The sequence below is a fragment of the Pseudomonas sp. HP_12 genome, from assembly GCF_055283955.1.
In genome coordinates, this window is sequence record NZ_JBTOQG010000001.1 from 329,843 (window position 1) to 348,360 (window position 18,518).

The 18,518-nt window shown below is 59.9% G+C and carries 17 protein-coding genes; 4 read left to right on the top strand and 13 right to left on the bottom strand.

All coding sequences use genetic code 11. The features are described 5' to 3' along the window. Positions 1-45 precede the first annotated feature (45 nt). Complete coding sequence (locus ACYASU_RS01455) at positions 46-2,739, top strand: beta-glucosidase (RefSeq protein WP_463581826.1); 2,694 nt, start codon at positions 46-48, stop codon at positions 2,737-2,739. Positions 2,740-2,789: 50 nt separating this feature from the next. Here the strand turns inward: ACYASU_RS01455 and ACYASU_RS01460 are convergent, their stop codons facing one another. From ACYASU_RS01460 to ACYASU_RS01475, 4 genes are all read right to left on the bottom strand, one after another. Continuing rightward, positions 2,790-3,440 carry a TetR/AcrR family transcriptional regulator gene (locus ACYASU_RS01460; protein WP_463581700.1) on the bottom strand — a complete coding sequence of 217 codons (651 nt, stop codon included), beginning with the start codon at positions 3,438-3,440 and terminating at the stop codon, positions 2,790-2,792. A gap of 55 nt (positions 3,441-3,495) precedes the next feature. Then, positions 3,496-4,851 carry an MATE family efflux transporter gene (locus ACYASU_RS01465; RefSeq protein WP_463581701.1) on the bottom strand — a complete coding sequence of 452 codons (1,356 nt, stop codon included), beginning with the start codon at positions 4,849-4,851 and terminating at the stop codon, positions 3,496-3,498. A 79-nt stretch (positions 4,852-4,930) separates the two neighbouring features. After that, positions 4,931-7,516, bottom strand: coding sequence for a bifunctional diguanylate cyclase/phosphodiesterase (locus ACYASU_RS01470; protein WP_463581702.1), 2,586 nt, complete (start codon positions 7,514-7,516; stop codon positions 4,931-4,933). A 32-nt stretch (positions 7,517-7,548) separates the two neighbouring features. Then, positions 7,549-8,556, bottom strand: a complete 1,008-nt coding sequence (locus ACYASU_RS01475) for a DNA-binding protein (RefSeq protein ID WP_463581703.1) — start codon at positions 8,554-8,556, stop codon at positions 7,549-7,551. Positions 8,557-8,736: 180 nt separating this feature from the next. Here ACYASU_RS01475 and ACYASU_RS01480 point away from each other — a divergent pair, with 180 nt between their 5' ends. From ACYASU_RS01480 to ACYASU_RS01490, 3 genes are all read left to right on the top strand, one after another. After that, the gene (locus ACYASU_RS01480) at positions 8,737-9,702 is read left to right on the top strand and encodes a tyrosine-type recombinase/integrase (protein WP_346630376.1); all 966 of its coding nucleotides are present in this window, start codon (positions 8,737-8,739) and stop codon (positions 9,700-9,702) included. Positions 9,703-9,918: 216 nt separating this feature from the next. Continuing rightward, a complete protein-coding gene (locus ACYASU_RS01485) occupies positions 9,919-10,287 on the top strand; it encodes a histone-like nucleoid-structuring protein, MvaT/MvaU family (RefSeq protein WP_192173877.1) in 369 nt (122 codons plus the stop codon). A gap of 259 nt (positions 10,288-10,546) precedes the next feature. Then, the gene (locus tag ACYASU_RS01490) at positions 10,547-11,392 is read left to right on the top strand and encodes an alpha/beta fold hydrolase (RefSeq protein ID WP_463581827.1); all 846 of its coding nucleotides are present in this window, start codon (positions 10,547-10,549) and stop codon (positions 11,390-11,392) included. Positions 11,393-11,421: 29 nt separating this feature from the next. Here ACYASU_RS01490 and ACYASU_RS01495 read toward each other — a convergent pair whose 3' ends face one another. The 9 genes from ACYASU_RS01495 to ACYASU_RS01535 form a co-directional block, all read right to left on the bottom strand. Then, a complete protein-coding gene (locus ACYASU_RS01495; RefSeq protein ID WP_463581704.1) occupies positions 11,422-11,595 on the bottom strand; it encodes a hypothetical protein in 174 nt (57 codons plus the stop codon). Positions 11,596-11,694: 99 nt separating this feature from the next. Beyond that, a complete protein-coding gene (locus ACYASU_RS01500) occupies positions 11,695-12,036 on the bottom strand; it encodes a hypothetical protein (protein ID WP_282367967.1) in 342 nt (113 codons plus the stop codon). Positions 12,037-12,136: 100 nt separating this feature from the next. Next, positions 12,137-12,502: a response regulator gene (locus tag ACYASU_RS01505; protein ID WP_463581705.1), complete on the bottom strand. Its 366-nt coding sequence runs from the start codon at positions 12,500-12,502 to the stop codon at positions 12,137-12,139. A gap of 101 nt (positions 12,503-12,603) precedes the next feature. Further along, on the bottom strand, positions 12,604-13,992 hold the full coding sequence (locus tag ACYASU_RS01510; RefSeq protein WP_463581706.1) for an ATPase domain-containing protein: 1,389 nt from the start codon (positions 13,990-13,992) through the stop codon (positions 12,604-12,606). A gap of 272 nt (positions 13,993-14,264) precedes the next feature. Beyond that, entirely contained in the window at positions 14,265-14,471 is a 207-nt protein-coding gene (locus tag ACYASU_RS01515) for a hypothetical protein (RefSeq protein WP_463581707.1), read from the bottom strand. Positions 14,472-14,547: 76 nt separating this feature from the next. Continuing rightward, positions 14,548-15,432 carry a manganese catalase family protein gene (locus tag ACYASU_RS01520; RefSeq protein ID WP_192131726.1) on the bottom strand — a complete coding sequence of 295 codons (885 nt, stop codon included), beginning with the start codon at positions 15,430-15,432 and terminating at the stop codon, positions 14,548-14,550. A 351-nt stretch (positions 15,433-15,783) separates the two neighbouring features. Next, a complete protein-coding gene (locus tag ACYASU_RS01525) occupies positions 15,784-16,047 on the bottom strand; it encodes a PAAR domain-containing protein (protein ID WP_463581708.1) in 264 nt (87 codons plus the stop codon). Between the two features lie 219 nt (positions 16,048-16,266). Further along, on the bottom strand, positions 16,267-16,905 hold the full coding sequence (locus tag ACYASU_RS01530) for a DUF2931 family protein (protein WP_192173885.1): 639 nt from the start codon (positions 16,903-16,905) through the stop codon (positions 16,267-16,269). Next, positions 16,902-18,419 carry a T6SS phospholipase effector Tle1-like catalytic domain-containing protein gene (locus tag ACYASU_RS01535; protein WP_463581828.1) on the bottom strand — a complete coding sequence of 506 codons (1,518 nt, stop codon included), beginning with the start codon at positions 18,417-18,419 and terminating at the stop codon, positions 16,902-16,904. The genes ACYASU_RS01530 and ACYASU_RS01535 overlap by 4 nt, the downstream gene beginning before the upstream one ends. Positions 18,420-18,518 lie beyond the last annotated feature (99 nt).

Here is an 18,518-nt window from a genome sequence, read left to right on the forward strand (position 1 = left end):
ACCCCGCCGTCCGGCCACCGTCAGCGACCAGTGAGCGCATTCCCGATGTCAGCCTTCAAACACACCCTGGCCTTGAGCCTGTTGTCCCTTGGCGTGCTGCAAGCCAACCTGGCACTGGCGGCGGTCACGCCTGCCACCGGCAACGCCGTCGAAGCCCGGGTCAGTTCGATCCTCGACAACATGAATCAGTCCGAGAAGATCAACTTCACCCGCGTCAACGACGGCCACATGATCCCGCCTTTGCTCAAATGGGGCATCAAGGGCACCGTCGCCTATGACTCCTCCATGGGCGTGCACGTCAACAACGCCACCTTTGGCGCGCAGTACCCGTCGCAGTCCGCCCTCGCGGCGACCTGGAGCATCAACCGCGCCAAGGAATTCGGTCTGGCGATTGCCTACGAGACGCGGATCTCCGGCGGTCAGCAAATGCTCTCCCCCGGCGTCAACCTGTACCGCACGCCGTACAACGGGCGCTCGGCGGAATACGCCAGCGGTGAAGACCCGTTCATCGGCGCCGTACTGGCGCCGGCCGTGGTCAACGGCATTCAGGCTCAGGGCATTCAGGCGAGCGGCAAGCACTACCTGGCCAACGAGCAGGAAGCCAACCGGCAGGCCGTCAACGTGGTGGTCGACGAGCGTACCCTGCGCGAGCTGTACCTGCCGGGCTTCGAGTCGATGGTGAAGAACGCCAACGTCGCGTCGATCATGTGTGGCTTCAACAAGATCAACGGCGATTACGCCTGTGAAAACCATCACCTGATCACTGACGTGCTCAAGGGTGAATGGGGTTATCAGGGCACCGTGATCAGTGACTTCAACGCAATCCATGACGCGTTCAAAGGCGCCTGGGCCGGCACCGACATCGACATGCCGTCGGGCCTGCAATTCACCGAAGCCAACCTGATGCCGTACGTGTGGAGCGGCCAGTTGAGCCAGAACGTCATCGACGACAAGGTCAAACGCAACCTGCGCGCCATCGTCAGCTACGACTTCCAGGAAAACCTCAACACCGCCAAGACCCTGGACCACCCCGAGTACGGCCAGCGCGCATCGCTGAACACGGCGCGTGAGTCGATCGTGCTGCTGCGCAACGAGAACACGGCGGCCGGCAAACCGCTGCTGCCGCTGGCGCGCGACGCGAAGATCGCGGTCATCGGTGACTGGGCCTATCAGGCGCCTGCGTCGCCGTTCGGCACCGCCAACTCGCCGCCCAACAGCTACGTCACCGAGCTGAGCGGTCTGCAGCAACTGGCGTCCAGCAGCACCAACGTCACCTACCTGTCCGAGCTGAGCCTGAACCCTAAAGCCTCGGCCTGGTTTCAGCCTGCGGTGGGCAGCAATAACGTCAACAACGCCGGCGTGAAGGCGGAATACTTCTCCAACACCAGCTTCTCCGGAAGCCCGGTCGTGACCCGCGTTGAACCCGGCGTGAACCTCAACTGGACCACCGGCACCAACGAAACCAACGCAGGCACCACCGCGGTGTCCGGTTTCAGCCCGACCCCGGGCGCGTTTTCGGCGCGTTACACGGCCACCATCAAGCCGACCGTTTCCGGCGCCCAGGTGTTCAAGGTCCGTGCGGACGGCCCGTACAAACTCTGGGTCAATGATGAGCTGGTCCTGCAGAGCGACGGTGCGCCGTACTCTGCCGACGTGGTCAACGCGCTGACGACGTCGGGTAAAACCGCCGCACTGGTGGCTGGCAAGTCGTACTCGGTGAAGCTTGAGTACCAACGCATTCAGGGCAACTTCATCCCGGCACTGGGTGGCGTGACTGGCGTGCAGATGAGCTGGGCCGCGCTGCGTCCACCGAAGGACCTGTCGAAGTACGACGCGGTCGTCATCGCAACAGGTTCCAACTACGAGCATGAAGGCGAAGGTTCCGACCACGGTTTCGAGCTGCCTGACCAGCAAGCAGAGCTGATCAGCTTCGTCACCAAAGCCAACCCCAACACCATAGTGGTCATGCACGGCGGCGGTTCGATGGACATGCAGCCGTGGGCCAACAAGGTCGGCGCATCGCTGCAAGCTTGGTTCCCGGGTCAGCAAGGCGGCCAGGCCCTGGCCGAGATTCTGTTTGGCAAGGTCAACCCGTCGGGCAAGCTGCCGATCACCATCGACAAGAAGATCGAGGACAACCCGAGCTACGCGTCGTACCCGGATCCGGCTGCCTACCGTGGCGACAATGCGCTGACCGAAATGACCTACAGCGAAGGCCTGTACATGGGTTATCGCGGTTATGACAAGAAGCACGCCAAGCCGCTGTATCCGTTCGGCTACGGCCTGTCCTACACCACGTTCGGTTACAGCGACCTGAAGCTGTCGACCAACGTCATGGCGCCGGGCAGCACCGTCGATGTCACTTTCAAAGTGACCAACACCGGTGACAAGGCCGGCTTCGAAGTGGCCCAGCTGTACGTACACCCGAACAACCCGGCGGTCGACCGTCCCGAGAAGGAGCTGAAGGGCTTCACCAAGGTTTACCTGCAACCGGGTGAAAGCAAGACCGTGAGCATCCCGATCGACTCGCGCTCCCTGGCGTATTACGTCGAGAAGACCGACAGCTGGGATGTGGACGCCGGCAAGTTCAAGATCCTCGTAGGGCCGGACTCCGAAGACCTGCCGCTGGATCGCACCTTGATCACGCTGTTCCCGGAACACCTGACCACCCGCGACAGCAACCCGCTGCCGCTGCCACTGCGCAAGGCAGTGCAGGTCAGCGCTTCGCAAACCTACTGAGTGGGTACCCGGTCGGGTTTCCGGTCGGGGTTCAAACTGTCACTTCAAGCTCAGGGACGAGCTTGAAGGTCGGCGTTCAAACGGCGCAGATAGCCCTCGAATACGGCCATCACGTCGACATCTTCCGGGGCCCTGAGCCACTGGATCTGCACACCGTCCATGACCGAAAAGATCTCCTGAGCGAGCGCCTTCACGTCGATGTCCGGCCGCACCTCTCCCGCCTCGATCAACGCCTGCAGATGCCCCCGCGCATGTTCGTGGGTGATGTGAAAGCGCGTCTTGTACCAGTCGAAGGCCGGATGGGCCTCGGACAGGCTTTCCGTGTTGAGCACCATCGCTGCCTGGCATTCGGCCGCGTCCTGGACGCTGAAGCTCATGCTCATCCGCACGAATTTGATGAACCCCTCCAGCGTCATCTCCATGGTCAGTTCACTGAACCGCGACACCACCCGCTGATCCCGACGCTCCAGTAGCGCATTGAGCAGCGCTTCCTTGTTGGGAAAGTGATGCAGCAAGCCAACGGTGGTGATGCCGGCGAGCTGCGCGACGTCCTTCATCGACGCACTGGAGTAACCATTGCGGGCGAAGATCAGCGTCGCCGCATCGAGCAAGGCGGCGCGACGCATTTCACCCTTTGGCGCACGGCGGCGTTTCGGCGAGGCCACCTCGGGCGAGTCATTCCCTGATTCGTCGTCTGTCATAACACCTTGTCTCGTTGATTCGGATAAAGCCTGACAGAGCCCGGCATTGGCCTGCTCACGCCACGGCCTGGGCAGCGCCCCGGCGCTGAAAAAACCGTCTGGCGGTCAGGGACGCGATTGTAATCGAAGTCACGGCGATCAATGCGTTACCGGTCAGCATGGCCGGGAACGCACCGGCCGCGCCAAACAGGTGAATCCCGCCGAGCACGAACGGCACGGTGCCCAGCGTCGCCCGCAGCCAGGCGAACAGCGCCACCAGCCATGGGCGGCCCAGGGTGACGAACATCGCGATGGCGACGAAATCCAGCCCGATCAGCGCCCACAGCCCGCCGCCGACGTGGCAGAACGCAAGAAAGATCGCCCGACCGGTGCCTTCCAGTTGATAGGTGTCCGCCAGCGGATTCGCCGCCAGCAACAGCACGGCCCAGACCAACAGGCCGTAGACGATCACCAGCTTGCGGCTGAAGCCAATGGCCCTGGCCACACGAGCGTGTCGATGGGCGCCGATGTTCTGCCCTAGCACTGGCGCGAGGGCGCTGGGCAGGGAAAAGAACACGCAGTAAGCGAACTGCATGACGCGGTCCATCACCGACATGGCGGCCAGCGCCGATGTGCCATAGGCGCCGATCGACGAAACCAGATAGGTCAGGCCAACGGGCGTCGCCAGATTCCCGACCATCGCTGGCAAACCGACCCGCATGACCTTGCGCGTGTGCAGGCGCAGCAGTCGCCAGCGGATGGAAAACGGCATCGCCAGCCGCGCCCGCAGCCAGTAAATGCCCAGGCTCAGGGACACCAGCGCCGACAGCGCATAGGAAATCCCCGCGCCCTCAAGCCCGAGGCCAAAGCCGAAAATGAACAGTGGATCGGCCAGGGCCAGTGTCGCCGCGCCCGAAAGCACCACGCACAGGGCGCGGCGGCTGTCGCCGGCGGTTCGCAGGATCTGTGCCGCCATTTGCATGGCCGATTGCAGCACGCTGAACGGCAGGGTCAGCCAGATGAAAATCCGCGCGGCTTCGTAGGTGCTGGCGTCCGCGCCGAGCCAGCGAGTGAGCGGCACCAGTAGCGCCAGTTGCAACGCCGCCGCCGCGCCCGACGCGATCACCACCATCAGCATCAAGTGAGTGACCAGCCGCGAAGACGCCTTCGATGCGCGATGACCGATCCGCTCGGACAACACCGTGGCGGCGGCGATGATCAGGCCGCTGGAGACGGCGCTGTTGAGGAAGATCAGCACCTTCGCCACCCCGGTCGCGGCGAGCAGCATCGGGTCGTGGAGCATCGACACGTAGAGCAGCGTGAAAATGTCCACCAGAAACACCGCGAGCAGGCTCAACGCGCTGGTGCTCGACATCACCATGACGTGCCGGGCCACCGAGCCTTCGGTGAAAACAGCGCGCGGGTGAGTCATGAACACTCCAGAAATGAACAGTGGCCGGGTGCGGCAGCGGATGTGATGGAAGAGGTGCTGCCGGGACAGCGCGGGCACTTTATACGTTTGTATCCGCCGCTGCCGCACTTCTCGCGTCCAGCAGCGCGTGGAAGTCCGACGTGGTCAGGGGATGACTCAGAAAATACCCCTGACCTTCCTCGCACTGCACTGCCTTCAGCAATGCCAGATGCTCGGCGGTTTCAATGCCCTCGGCCGTGACCGTCAGTGAAAGCGCCCGGCCCAGTCCGACAATGGCCTGCACGATGGAGCGGTCGCCTTCGCTTTCGCTGAGGCGGGTCAGGAAGCTGCGGTCGATCTTCAGCCCGTCGAAGGGGAACGTGCGCAGGTAACTCAACGACGAATAACCGGTGCCGAAGTCATCCATGGCGATGCGCACCCCCAGCTGCTTCAGCGTCTGCATGACATCGAGCGCCCCCACGGCGTCCTCGATCATCACCCCTTCGGTGATCTCCAGTTCGACCCGCGACGGCTCGATCCCGGTGGCCTTGAGGGCGAACTGAATGCGCGCCGGCAGGTTGCCGCGCTTGAATTCGGCAGGCGACAGGTTGATGGAAATGAACAGGTGTTTCGGCCAGCGCGCGGCTTCACCGCATGCCTGGGTCATGACCCAGTCGCTGAGGGGGATGATCAGCCCGCTTTCTTCGGCGATGGGAATGAAGGTGTCCGGCGGAATCAGACCGCGCTGCGGATGCTGCCAACGCACCAGCGCTTCGGCGCCGACCATCTTGCCATCGGAAATGCGAAAGCGTGGCTGGAAATGCAGACGCAGTTCGTTGTGTTTGATCGCATAGCGCAGGTCGCTCTCCAGACGCCTGCGCTCGATGATTTTGGCGTTCATGTCGCCAGCATAAAACCGCCAGGTGCCGCGACCGCTGGCCTTGGCCTCATACAGCGCGATATCGGCGTAGCGCAGCAGCTCGGCCGCCTCGCGCGCATCGGTGGGTGCCATGGCGATGCCGATGCTGGCGCTGACGAATATTTCCTGGTCGTCGATCTGCACCGGGCGTTCGATGGACTCGATCAGTCGCCGGCACAGCGATTCGACTTCGTCCTGGGTCTGGGCGTCGCTGAGGATCAGCACGAATTCGTCGCCGCCCACCCGCGCGACCAGATCGCCATGGCGCACGCAATCGGACAGCCGACTGGACACGTCATTGAGCACGCGGTCGCCGGCGGCGTGGCCGAGCAGGTCGTTCACCGGCTTGAAGCGGTCCAGGTCAATGCTCAGCATCACCAGTGGCTGGTCAAGGGTTGGCAATGCTTTCAGTTTGCCGTCCAGAAACTCCTGCAAGCGGACCCGATTGGGCAGCCCGGTCAGGGCGTCGTGCTGGGAGAGAAACTCGATGCGCCGACGGGCTTCCACTTCTTCGGTGACATCGGTGGCCGTGCCACGGAATCCACTCGCCGTCATAGAACGCGCCGACAGACGACTGATGCGCTCGCGGCCGCAGGTCTCCAGGTAGCGGCACTGAATGGTGATGTCAGGGCGACGGTTGGGGATCGCCAGCCACTGGGACACCCGGCCGAGCTCGGTCTGCAGCAGGTCGTCCATCAGTGCCCCGATCCACTGCGTGCGGTTCAAGCCGGTGACGCTTTCGAAGCGGTCGGAAAGGTAAGTGAAGCGCCCTTCGCTGTCGATCTCCCAGACCCAGTCCGAGCTGGCTTCAACCACGTCACGAAAGCGCGCTTCGCTGGTGGCGAGGGCGCTTTCGCTTTTTTGCAGGGACGCGTAACTGTCATCAAGGGAGCGCGCCGCGGCGGTGGTGCGACGCAAGATCGCCCAGGTCATCAGGCACACCAGCGCCGCGGCCAGGCCAATCAGCGGCAAACCGAGGGCCAGCAATCGCTGGCCAGGCTTGGGTGGTGTCCAGTGCAAGGCGCCGGCGACACCGCCCTCGCCCAGCGGAAAGATCGAGACCTGGTCGCGCTCGTCGGCCGTTGCAACGTGCAACCCCTCTACGCCGTATTCCTTGCCCAGAACGGCCAGCTTGGCGTCGTCCAGCACATCGACGAAGATCAACACCGAGGGCGTCCGGCCATCAGGCACGACGCTTGGATCGGTGCCAGGGGTGATGGCGGCTGCAGCGACCAACGCGGGTGTGCCGTTCAAGTCAATGAAAGTGGTAACAGGGGTTTCTGTCTCGGCGCCCTCCCGGGCCTGGGCCAGCAACGCGTCCTTGGCAGGGCCCAGCCACGGCTCGGCATCGACCTTTTCCAGTTGCCCTTCCACCACGGCATACACCGTGCGGCCGGTGTCATCGATGACGAACACGCCCTGGAATCCGAAATCGCTGAATAGCGTCGGCCCGATGTTCTGACGGACAAAGGCCCAGTCGGGGTCGACACTCAGGTGCAGGTAACGGTAGGCATCGCCCCAGAACGCATAATCCTTGGTCGTGACGGTCAGCGTTTTTTGCAGCGAGCGCACCGCCTTGTCGGTGTAGAAAGCGCTCTCGATCTCCTCGGTGTGATCGAGGTCATGGGCGAGGAACGCCAACAGGTAAGCGGCCAGCAGAAACACGCCTGCCAGCAGGAACACAAATTTGAACAACGAGCCCCGCGCCAAAGCAACGGTCGAGGGGCTGGCGGATTTGATGACATCGGGGGTGGGCTGGTTTGGCATGGTTTTCCGCAAGCTGAAGACCGGCAGGTCGCTTACGTCTGTATCGGCGGCGGTGTGGCAATGATGAGCTGCACCTGAGCACGCAGGCTGTCGTTGTCTTCGGTCAAGGCAGCTATCTGCTGGTTGGCGTGCGCCAAACGCTCATTGGCCAGTGCCACTGCTGTCGCCAGAGATTTACTGTCCACTTTTATCGCCGCCAACTGCTCCTGCAGCTGCTCACGGGCGCCATCGGCTTTCGCGGTGGCCATCTGCGCTTCGCGGAGTTCTGTGGCGAGGCGCTGGGTCTGGTCTTGCTGATCGGCCAGCGCCCGAACCTGCTGACGCATTTCGCCGAGCAAGCGTTCGTTGTCGCGGTTCAGGCGCGTGGATTCATCCTGCTTGATGACCAGTGTCTCCTGAAGTTTTCGCTGTTCAAGCTGAATCTGCTGCAGCTGGGCTTCGTGGCGACGCTGATCCTGCTCGCGTTGTTCCTTGATGGCCTCGCGGTAATGCTCCAGCGCGGCGCGGGCGTGCACATGCTTTTCTTCGAGGGACTGGATCTGCAGGTCTTTGTCCTGCACCCGCCGTTCAAGGTCCTGGCACTGCTGGCTCAGACCGGCATTGCGCGTCAGCTCCGACTGCCAGGAAGAATGGGTGGTTTGCAGCTGGGCGCCCTGCTCGGTCAACGCGGCGTGCTGGGATTCGCACTGGTGCCGGGCTGATTTCAGCTCCAGCTCAAGGGCTTCCAGTCGGGCCTCCCAGGCTATCCGCTGACGATCGAAGTCCGCCTGGGCCTGGGCGACGACCTCCTCGCCCTCCTCCGTCAGCCGATCAAGCAAGCTTTCAACCAATGATTTGAGCTCTTCGCCCATGCGCTGTCGGGACGACGCTTCGGCCGGCGCTTGGGCGTCCAGCTCTTTGAGATAGCGGGCAATGGTGGTTTTCGAACCGGTGTTGCCCAGTTCCACGCGCACCGCGTCGATGCTGGGGTAAGCGCCCTTGCTCAGCAATGCCTGTCGGGCCCGCTCCACTACCGCCTTGTTAATGCCACCGCGTGCCATGCCATCTCCTACAATTTCGTACCGTGTTACGTAACACGCTATTACAGGTCACGATACCAGTTAAAACGTTGTGTGGAAATGTTTCTGCCAGGAGCCGATAATAGTGCTTTATCGCTTTCCAAACGCTGAAGTCGCGATTTGAGCCAGCAAAGCGCCCGTGTCACGTCGATTGAGGTATGTATGGAGAAAGCAGATCGGTACCTGTCAGCAGGCACCCGCGCCAACACGCGCCGCAGCTACCGGGCAGCGATCGAACATTTCGAAGTGGTCTGGGGCGGTTACCTGCCCACCACGGGCGACGGTATCGTGCGCTACCTCGCGGAGTACGCCGACAAACACGCCATCAGCACGCTGAAGCAGCGTCTGGCGGCGCTGGCCCAGTGGCACGTCACCCAGGGGTTTCCGGACCCGACTAAAACGCCCACGGTGCGGCAGCTGCTCAAAGGCATCCGCGTCGTCCACCCGGCGCAAGCCAAACAGGCGGCGCCGTTGCTGTTGCGTCACCTCGAGCAAGCGGTGACGTGGCTGGAGAACGAGGCAGATGCTGCCTGGGCACGTGGAGACCACAAGTCATTGATGCGTCACCGACGCTCTATCGCCCTGGTCCTGATCGGTTTCTGGCGAGGGTTCCGCGGCGATGAGCTGGCCAGACTGGACGTCGGCAACACCCAGGCCCAGGCGGGCGAAGGCATCAGCTTTTATCTGCCTTACACCAAAGGCGACCGCCAGCATGAGGGCACCACGTTTCGCACCCCCGCGCTGAAGACGCTCTGCCCGGTCAATGCCTATATCAACTGGATTACCGTGGCCGGCCTGACCCACGGTCCGGTGTTCCGCCGTATTGATCGTTGGGGCAACCTGTCCATGGAAGCCATCAATTCCCACAGCCTGGTGCCGATGTTGCGGCGCATCTTTAAAGACGCCGGGTTGCCTGATGACCTCTACAGCAGTCACTCAATGCGTCGAGGATTTGCAACTTGGGCGTCCGGTAACGGCTGGGATATTAAAAGCCTGATGAATTACGTCGGCTGGAAAGACATTAAATCGGCGCTGCGTTATGTAGACCCGACCACCTCGTTTGGCGGCCTGGCATTGAAGCCTGCTTTGAATACCGCTTTGCAGCCTGCAGCCCTGGCCGAAACGTGACGGCCGTTGATGTTGTAAAGCGGCCTGCGCCATTTGAACTGCCAGCTTTGCAGTCAAGGCAGGAAAGAAGGCAGAAAAGTTTGCTGTTAGTACTGGCATCCATGCACCCACTCGCACTACAGTGTCCACGGTCACACCAGTCACCACCGTGCGCTCCAATGTTCGCCAGTGCTAACGCCGCACGTCAGTATCAACAAACCGAAACATGGAGTTCCAATGTCTAAACTTGCTGAATACCGCCAACTCGAACGTCACCTTGCCGATCAGCTCGCGGCCCTTGAGGCCATGAAAGGCGATAAAGGCCTGGAACAGGAAATCGAATTCGAAGGCAAATTGCGTACGCTGCTCGGCGAATACAATAAGAGCCTGAAAGATATTATTTCGATTCTGGATCACCCTACCGGATCCAAACAGGGCAAGAACGCTACTGCCCCCGAGAAGACCACTCGCAAAGCCCGCGCCGTTAAAGTCTACAAAAACCCGCACACCGGTGAAGTCGTCGAAACCAAAGGCGGCAATCACAAGACCTTGAAAGAATGGAAAGCCGAACACGGTTCCGACACCGTCGAATCCTGGGTTTCCTGATGGGTCTGTAAACGGGGGGACAGGTGATTAGCCTTCGCTCCGTTGCCGATCTCCCGATGCCCGCGCCCGTCGCGCGGCATCGGTGATTCGATCATTGCTCTGTTGTTAGTCTGCAATTGCCAATCGCGCAATTGGATCGTTTTAACCTCTTCGCCTCACACGTCAGCCCGGCATTCGTCAGGGCTCCCTCACTGCTGTCTGCCGGAGTACTCCCGTGAAGAATATAGTTGCTGGCGTGCTGGATGTTTCATATCACGACATGGGCCCAGGCGATGGGCCGGTTGTGGTATTGCTCCACGGATTTCCCTATGACATTCACGCGTACGACGACGTGTCGACGCAGCTTGTCCAGGCCGGCTGCCGCTGCATCGTGCCTTATCTGAGGGGATACGGCCCTACCCGTTTTATGGATTCAGCCACGCCCCGCTCGGGCGAACAGGCCGCATTGGGCGCCGACCTGCTGGCACTGCTGGATGCATTGAATATCCCGAAAGCCATTCTCGCTGGCTACGACTGGGGCGGACGCGCGGCGTGTGTGGTGGCTGCGCTGTGGCCGGAACGGGTGACCGGGCTGGTCAGTTGCGACCCGGGCTACAACATTCAGGACATTGCTGCAGCCACCACACCTGCGTCACCCGAAACAGAGCGACGGCTCTGGTATCAGTACTACCTGCACGGTGAGCGCGGACGCGCCGGCCTTGCGGCCAATCGAAATGAGTTCTGCCACTTGCTCTGGAAATTATGGTCACCAACGTGGCAATTTGCGGAATCCAGGTTCACTGAAAGTGCGCAGTCATTTGATAACCCGGACTTTATCGACGTGGTCGTGCATTCTTATCGACACCGCTATGGACTGGCGCCGGGCGATCCTGCCTGCGCGGCGATTCAGGAGAAGCTCGCGCAGAAGCCCCCGATCATAGTGCCCACGGTGATTCTGGCAGGAGCAGACGATGGCGTCTCATCGAAACGCAAGGACAGTGCAGCGATACGGGGCTTTGCAGGCCCAGTCCGGCGGCAAGTGATAGCGAGAGTGGGCCACAATGTGCCGCAAGAAACACCGCAAGAATTCACCGATGCGATATTAAGCCTGTTGAGAAATCACTGAGCACAAGTTTCTGTCAGACCGCTGCCAATTCAAGATTGCTCGGCATTGCTTAGTTCAACAGCCAACTTTGCCGCTTCCACTTCATCTTCGAAATATAGTACGGCGCCCTCGTCATCTTTGACACGGAAGACGGCGGTTGCGCCCGACTGCCTGTGTTCGAGGGGGATGTCTTCACCTTCCAGTCTGACGACGGCCACGGCCATGATGATTCTCCTGCGGTCAGCACTGACAGCAAACGCAGCCGCTCACGCTGGAACTGGCTTGCGTCGGTTATCAGCTTGAATATTCAAGGGCACCACTCGTCACGCGCGGTATTCAGCGTAGAACCGGGGTTGCGGGTGGATGCGTGGAGAGCTGAACAGTTGTGCACTTTGGGATGTGACGGGCAGCGGACGGTATTCAAGATCGATCAACCGAACCCCATTGATATGGGGTTGCCCACACGGCAGTGCGCCAAAAGCGGTGGCCAGCACAATCTGCTCGGGATCAAACAACACGATGGTTTCCGCGCTGACGGCGTCCATGTATAGCGAATAGGGGCAGGAAGCGTCGGGACAAACTTGATGACGAAGTTCGTTCAACACACGTAAGCGGCGGTAGACGACGGTGCCTTCACCCAACGATTTGCTGTACCAGGTATTCATTGCACTGCCCATCTCAATAAGCGTTATCAGTATCGACCCTGGGCTGAATCGATTCGTTCAACGGCAATAACGATGGACTGCGAGAACCTTACAGGCGGGCTTAGCGGCGGGCTTGAAACAGGGCGTGAATCTTGCCGATGACCTGGTCGATATCAAAGGGCTTTTCAATCACCTCATCAAACAGGTCTGGCCGCTCGGCCCCCATGTACGCCTGGGCGCCACTCATGAGCATGATAGGCGTCGACATGTGCACGTCCCGAGACTTGATCGTCTCGGCAAGTTCCAGACCGGTCATGCCGGGCATCATGAAATCGGTGATGATCAAGTCGGGGCGCTCGCGTTCAAGAATCTCCAGTGCCTTGCGCCCGCTTCCGGCCACCACGGTCTGAAAGCCCTCGTCCTCCAGCGCGAAGCTGAGGATATCGGCAATCAGGTATTCATCATCGATGATCAGAATGGTTGGCATCAGAGGGCCATTTCCCGGCGGGCCCACGATGTCGCGAGGGTCAGGCACCTGGTCAGGCAACTCAATGGTTCTGGCCATCCCCACGTTGCGAATCGCATATCTCAGACCTTCTTCATGGTGATTCCAGCGTTGCTCATCACGACTTCAAGTGGCGAGGGATCGTAGGCGTTGTCTCTGATCTTCAGAATAGAAACCTGGCGTTGAAGTTCAGTCCGATGCTGAACGAACTGGACGAGCAGCAGGTTATCGACCACGCCGGAGACGTCAGGCGCCGGGATGCTCGTTTGATCGTCGAACAACCGATGCGCTTCCCAGGAAGCCATAACCGTGACGCCGCGCGCGCGAAGCTCGCCAAGCACGGTTTCGAGAACGTCCGGCACCCGACGCTGATCGGTGGCCGCCCGACTCAGGGCATTGAGACTGTCGATGAAGACGCGCTTGATCTGCAGCCGCTCCACCCTGTCGAGCAGGTCGTAGCACACCCGGTCGATAAGCCCTGCCGATGCCGGTGTCCAGACGACGTGCAGCGCGCCCGACGCCTGCAGCGCCGTGAAGTCCACGCCCAGAGAACGCGCTTTGGTCATGGCCCGCTGCGGCGACTCATGAAAGCCGAAGTACAGCCCCGGCTCCTGCGCAGAGCATTGGCTCAGAAACTGGATGCCCAGAGACGTCTTCCCGGCGCCTGAAGGGCCCATGATCAGCGTCACCGACGACCGGACCAGACCGCCACCGATGTGTGAGTCCAGCCCGCCAATGCCGCTGCTCAGGAGGGTGTGAGGGTGTTCGGGCATCGCACCGGTTCGGGTGAGCATGCATTCAAGACGCGGGTAAATGGAAATGCCCTGGTCGTTGATCTCGAATTCATGGGCGCCGGGGATCGCGCCGCTGCCCCGGGTCTTGCGCATTTTGATCCGGCGCACCGTACGGGAGCCGACCATGTCTTCGCCCATCTCGATCACACCGTCAACCATGGTGTGCTCGGGACTGCCATCGTCGAGTTGCGAGCTGGTGAGAAACAGCACCGTGCAGCCGGCGAAAGCGGCATGGCCCTGCAGCTCGGAGATGAATTGCTTGGTGTCCAGCGACGTCTCTGCCCTGGAGCGTGCGTTGAGCAGCCCGTCCAGAATCAGCAGGCTGGAATGCTGACGACTGATCTCGCGGCGCAGCAACTTGACGACCTCGTCGAGACCGTCGTTCTCCAGCGTGTCGAAAGCGCTGACAAACTGGATGCTCTGGCCCACCGCCTGGCGATCGAAAAAGCTCAGCGTCGAGAGGAAATGAAACAGCCGGTCGTGAGGCTCGGCCAGCAGTGTGGCGAACAGCACGCGGCCGTTCTGCCGGACGTGATTGAACCCCAACTGGTTGGCAAGGATCGTCTTGCCCGACCCCGGGCGTCCCTGAATGATGTATGACGCGCCCGCCACAAGGCCTCCTTTGAGCAGTGCGTCGAAGCCCTTGATCCCGCTTTCAAGGCGTTTTAGCTGATTCAAATCTGCTCCCTCTCCTGATGTGCATCAGGCCTGAAAATACGCATTGCCCACGCGCGAAAGGCAATACAGTGGCGGGTAATCGCGGATCAGTCCAGCCCGTCGCACCGTTGCGGGTGGCGGGGCATGCCGGGGCTACGCCGGGATCCAACTTTACCCCCTGATCGGGGACAAAAAAAAGCCCGCTTTCGCGGGCAAAATCGATGGAGTCGTAGCGGATCAGACAGCCCGGCCAGCGGACGCTTCTATTGCATCAAACTTAGAAGCCACGGGCCTTAGTGGAGTCTTTCAACCCCTTTTACGGACTTCGGCAACAGTCCGGCCTTGAATTGCTGAACAAACAACGCGGTTCTGAATCCACGCCCCAGCGTTGCGGCTTCTGCTTCGAAGCGGGTCACACAGGATGTGAAGTCCAGCCGGGCGTTGTCGTTGAACAACTCGCTGGCTTCATTGGACGTCGAATCTTCCAATAACTTGTTCATCAGAATCTCCATGTCGTACGTGGTCTTGATCACATCGCCGGGAGAGCCGCTACATACCGGCCCTCCCCTTATCGCACTACTCTGCTTTACCCTGAGCCAGACCCGAGCCAAGGTCGGCGCCGGTCATCGGGTCCGCTTCCAGGTCAGACTTCAGACGCTCCTTCATCATCGTCAGGGTGACCGAGTCGTCCTCGCTCAACGTGACCGAAGCGGTACCGTCACCACCATCGACTGCCGGCTTTGGATTCTCGACGTATTCGAAATCAGCGTCGCTGTTCCACGGGCCACGTACGTTCGGCTCGCCGTTGGACATGCTGAAGTAAGTTCGGGAGAACTCTGGCATGCCTGGCAATTTGCCTTGCGGGAAGTTCGGCTGAATCGAGTGCAGCGCTTTCTCGAATGAGATCTGATGCGCGATTTCGCGGGTCATCAGGAAGCCCAGGGCGTCCTTGATGCCTGGATCGGTGGTCACGTTCATCAGACGCTCGTAGACGATCTTCGCCCGTGCTTCAGCAGCGATGTTCGAACGGAAGTCCGCCGTCGGCTCACCAATGGTATCGATGTAGGCTGCGGTCCATGGCACACCGGCCGAGTTGACCAGCGGAGCACCACCGCCGTACAGCAGGCTGGTGATGTGCGAATCATTGCCCGCGCCGTTGATGTCACGGTACAACTCGCCCTCAGCTTGCACGCCTTCGGCGAGTTTGCCTTTGGCGCCCTTGTTGAGCATCACGATGATCGAGCCAATGATTTCAAGGTGGCTCAGTTCCTCGGTGGCGATGTCCAGCAACAGATCCTTGCGACCTGGATCTTCTTCAGCCAACGCTTGGGTGAAATAACGAGTGGCCGCAGCCAACTCGCCCTGGGCGCCGCCGAACTGCTCCAGCAGCAAGTTGGCCAAGCCCGGATTAGGCTCGGCGACGCGAACCGTGTATTGAAGACGTTTATTGTGCAGGAACATAGTCTTACTCCCTTCTCAGGCTAATTTCGTATCAGGGTTTTTAACGACAAGTTCAGCTTTCTATTGCGGCGATCTGTCAACTAAGCAGACCGCACAGATATAAAGAGACATCGCTGAAGATGTAATTCAGGAAAGCGGGAATAGACCCGACCAATGGTTTCGCGCTGAAAGTTTATAACGGTTGATGATGTGCCGACGGGCGGTTTCTCATTTCATTCGAGTTCAGATAACTACTGAAAGGCGACCACAATTAGTGTCGATCGGCGGGGCGGCACGAGGATCGACGGCATTGCGCCGTCGATCTCCCTGAATCGTTCTAGCGAGGCCCGTCGGTGGCCAGCGCAGGTTGTTTCAGCTGGTAACGGCGCCTTTTGGGCCACTGGCGATAAGCGCCGCACCACAGGCGGTTTTCATGCCGTCTAATGCGACCGGAATTCCGTCGACCGTGTAGGTGCTGCTGCCTTCGGCGATGGGGAAAATGCCTTTGCATAACGGGCAACTGACATTGTGTCCCACCCCGGCGATGGGCTTGCCGTTCAGGTTGGTCTGCGGAAAGGCCTGAAGCACGACGCCGCCGTGGGTGGTGAGGTCGCCTAGGCGGATGATGTCTTTCATGTTTGAGGCTCGTTGTTGGTTTTAGTGACTGATGCTTTGATTGCGGTGATTCTGGATTTAGTTGTTTGGCTCTACCCGTCGTGTTTCTGTCGCTATTAAGTTTAGAGAAATAACTTACTGACGAGTGGGCTGTATCGGGCGATAGTTGTTGCACTGGCCTGAGCTGCTCGGGGAGTTACAACTAAGAACGCGTCTGGAACTTTGAATGCCGATACAGTATTACCAACTTCCATAAGGGATGCCGTGTTGATCTATCCAGGCTTGTGCCGCTGGATTGGGTGCACGGTAAAACAGCCCTTTTCCGTCCTGGTTGGGGCCAAGCGGCTCGACTTTAGCTTGATAGCGGCCCACTTCTTTGAAGCTCAGGCAAGATCCGCCTAGCCAAACTTTTACAATCCCGCCGGGTGCCATGCCGAGTGTGATAGTCTCTCGATAGTCTGTTTTCCATTGCTGATTCCACTGGCAGAGAACACGCTCCGGTCTAACCATCTCTTCACGGACCCACTGCGGTATCCGGATACTGATTTTGTAAGCTTGAGGCTCTACGAGTGATTGCCAACGCAGAAGGAGTTGGTCTGGTAAGTCGACGTTACTTATGGGTTTCCCGCCAGATGTGCCCTTGTGCCAACCCTCGGGCTTACGCGTGTAACCGGCGACGCCGGCATGCACGTTGAAAAAAACGTATCCCCGCTGATCGAGCACATCGACGCTTTCCACCCACACTTCCATATGCCTCGGCGCGGCTAAGCCTACATACCACGCCGGATAAGGCAGCTTGACAGGTGGAGGCACTGAGCCTCCCTTTGCACAAGCACTCAGGCTGATTAGCAATCCCGCTGCAAACACCAGACGTCTCATTCTGGATAGCCTGGTTGCGGACGGTTGAGATGCACATTCCTACGATTCAGCGGTGCTGGCTTGCTAAGTAAGAAGAGGCCTAGTGGAGTCCAGTGCGCGGACAGGTGGATGTACCGCGCTCGTAGCAACGCCTCTTCCTCAGATTCAAGTCGTACCAGCCGGTCCGTCATCACCCGCTGCAAAATTCGCTTGGCGATAGGCAGGAGCTCATCCGGTAACTTGAAGCGTTTATCCGTCTCGGTAATAACGTCGAATGGCACCCCATGACGCACACCCATCTCACGCATGACACGCAATGCAATGAGGCTCAGTTCGCCATGCACCGGGCGTTCGAGTAGCACTGTTATCCAGTAGTCCTGTAGGACAGGCTCGGCTTTGCCGCGAGGGTTAGTTGCTGCAGGCCACGCCTTGACCGTAATAAGGCCCTCGCGGGCGACGCCTGATTCGCGTAATACTTTGGCGTCCGCCTCGGCAAGGCCCCACGCGGTATGGGATTCAACCCTTTGGCCGGTCGGAACGCTGGCCTTGCGGGGTCGTGTCATCCACAACTTTTCTCGCGCGCGTGGGGGATAACCCCCACCAACATCGGAGTGAGCGCCCGGCAGGCCTATCTGAAGGTGCGTGTGGTGCACTTGATTAAGAGAAAAGTCGGCGCGGTACTCGTCGAGCGCCTGAAGCTGGATAACCTGCCGCGCGCAGTCGGGTGGCAGGTAGAGATTAACGCCACGATTGATGTCATCGCCGGGACTAAAGTCGCCGCGCCAAGGCGTTGAGATGGCCGCGACCTTATCGAACAGACCGACGAAATTGATGCACACATCAGCGGCCGAATCGAAGCTTCTCAGCAGCCCCGCCAGGCCACCCCGGAGCAGTTCGTTGAATAGCCCGCGACCTGGTTTAAGGACTTCATTAGCGCAATGCCGTGCAGCGGCAGCGCCACGGCTGAAGCCAAAAATGTCGAATTCGATACTATGGATAACAATGCCGGGATTAGTTTCGTGGAAACTACTCAATTGCTTTGCAACCAGATCGGGAACCTGCTTTACCCTCGCTACTACGCCAGTTTCGCCTTGGCCAAGGCCCTGCCCGATCAAGATGGCATCCTTGCCACCGCTGCGGGTGCCTATACCGTCTACGTACGCCTTGATGTACGCGGTTTTGGCTTTAGCCGAAATACCATCCACCGCGTTGTCCGGGTACAGCTGATACAAATACGCCACATTACTCGGCGCATTCCCATAACTGTTATTCGGCGCGCTGTTAAACGCACTGCCGTCAAACTCCCCAAACCCGTACTGCTTGCACGTCGCCGCAATGCTCTCCAGCTCTTCGCTGCTAAAACTCTCCAGATCCTGCCGTCGGCACCGCTCCGTCGCCGCCGCATTGCTCAGGTTGTTCCCCGTCCCATCAAAGAACAGCCCAATACGCAGAGTAATTCCTTCGGTGATTTCCTCTTCCTCTTCTTCCTCCTCAACTAGCTCAGGCTCTTTAACCGGCGCAGCATTCTTGATCATGCTCCGCTCGTAGTGAATGTTGCCGCCGCTGAAGCTGGGCCAGAACTCGTGCAGTTCCGGCGGAATATCCAGCAGCGGTGGCAAGGCCGGCAGTTCAAC

What these genes read in the sequence shown, in the direction of transcription:
- ACYASU_RS01470 (WP_463581702.1), bottom strand. Translation starts at nt 7,516, where the DNA reads ATGCCAAACCAGCCCACCCCCGATGTCATCAAATCCGCCAGCCCCTCG.
- ACYASU_RS01495 (WP_463581704.1), bottom strand. Translation starts at nt 11,595, where the DNA reads ATGGCCGTGGCCGTCGTCAGACTGGAAGGTGAAGACATCCCCCTCGAA.
- ACYASU_RS01490 (WP_463581827.1), top strand. Translation starts at nt 10,547, where the DNA reads ATGGGCCCAGGCGATGGGCCGGTTGTGGTATTGCTCCACGGATTTCCC.
- ACYASU_RS01525 (WP_463581708.1), bottom strand. Translation starts at nt 16,047, where the DNA reads ATGAAAGACATCATCCGCCTAGGCGACCTCACCACCCACGGCGGCGTC.
- ACYASU_RS01505 (WP_463581705.1), bottom strand. Translation starts at nt 12,502, where the DNA reads ATGCCAACCATTCTGATCATCGATGATGAATACCTGATTGCCGATATC.
- ACYASU_RS01500 (WP_282367967.1), bottom strand. Translation starts at nt 12,036, where the DNA reads ATGAATACCTGGTACAGCAAATCGTTGGGTGAAGGCACCGTCGTCTAC.
- ACYASU_RS01485 (WP_192173877.1), top strand. Translation starts at nt 9,919, where the DNA reads ATGTCTAAACTTGCTGAATACCGCCAACTCGAACGTCACCTTGCCGAT.
- ACYASU_RS01515 (WP_463581707.1), bottom strand. Translation starts at nt 14,471, where the DNA reads ATGAACAAGTTATTGGAAGATTCGACGTCCAATGAAGCCAGCGAGTTG.
- ACYASU_RS01480 (WP_346630376.1), top strand. Translation starts at nt 8,737, where the DNA reads ATGGAGAAAGCAGATCGGTACCTGTCAGCAGGCACCCGCGCCAACACG.
- ACYASU_RS01520 (WP_192131726.1), bottom strand. Translation starts at nt 15,432, where the DNA reads ATGTTCCTGCACAATAAACGTCTTCAATACACGGTTCGCGTCGCCGAG.
- ACYASU_RS01475 (WP_463581703.1), bottom strand. Translation starts at nt 8,556, where the DNA reads ATGGCACGCGGTGGCATTAACAAGGCGGTAGTGGAGCGGGCCCGACAG.
- ACYASU_RS01455 (WP_463581826.1), top strand. Translation starts at nt 46, where the DNA reads ATGTCAGCCTTCAAACACACCCTGGCCTTGAGCCTGTTGTCCCTTGGC.
- ACYASU_RS01530 (WP_192173885.1), bottom strand. Translation starts at nt 16,905, where the DNA reads ATGAGACGTCTGGTGTTTGCAGCGGGATTGCTAATCAGCCTGAGTGCT.
- ACYASU_RS01460 (WP_463581700.1), bottom strand. Translation starts at nt 3,440, where the DNA reads ATGACAGACGACGAATCAGGGAATGACTCGCCCGAGGTGGCCTCGCCG.
- ACYASU_RS01465 (WP_463581701.1), bottom strand. Translation starts at nt 4,851, where the DNA reads ATGACTCACCCGCGCGCTGTTTTCACCGAAGGCTCGGTGGCCCGGCAC.
- ACYASU_RS01535 (WP_463581828.1), bottom strand. Translation starts at nt 18,419, where the DNA reads ATGATCAAGAATGCTGCGCCGGTTAAAGAGCCTGAGCTAGTTGAGGAG.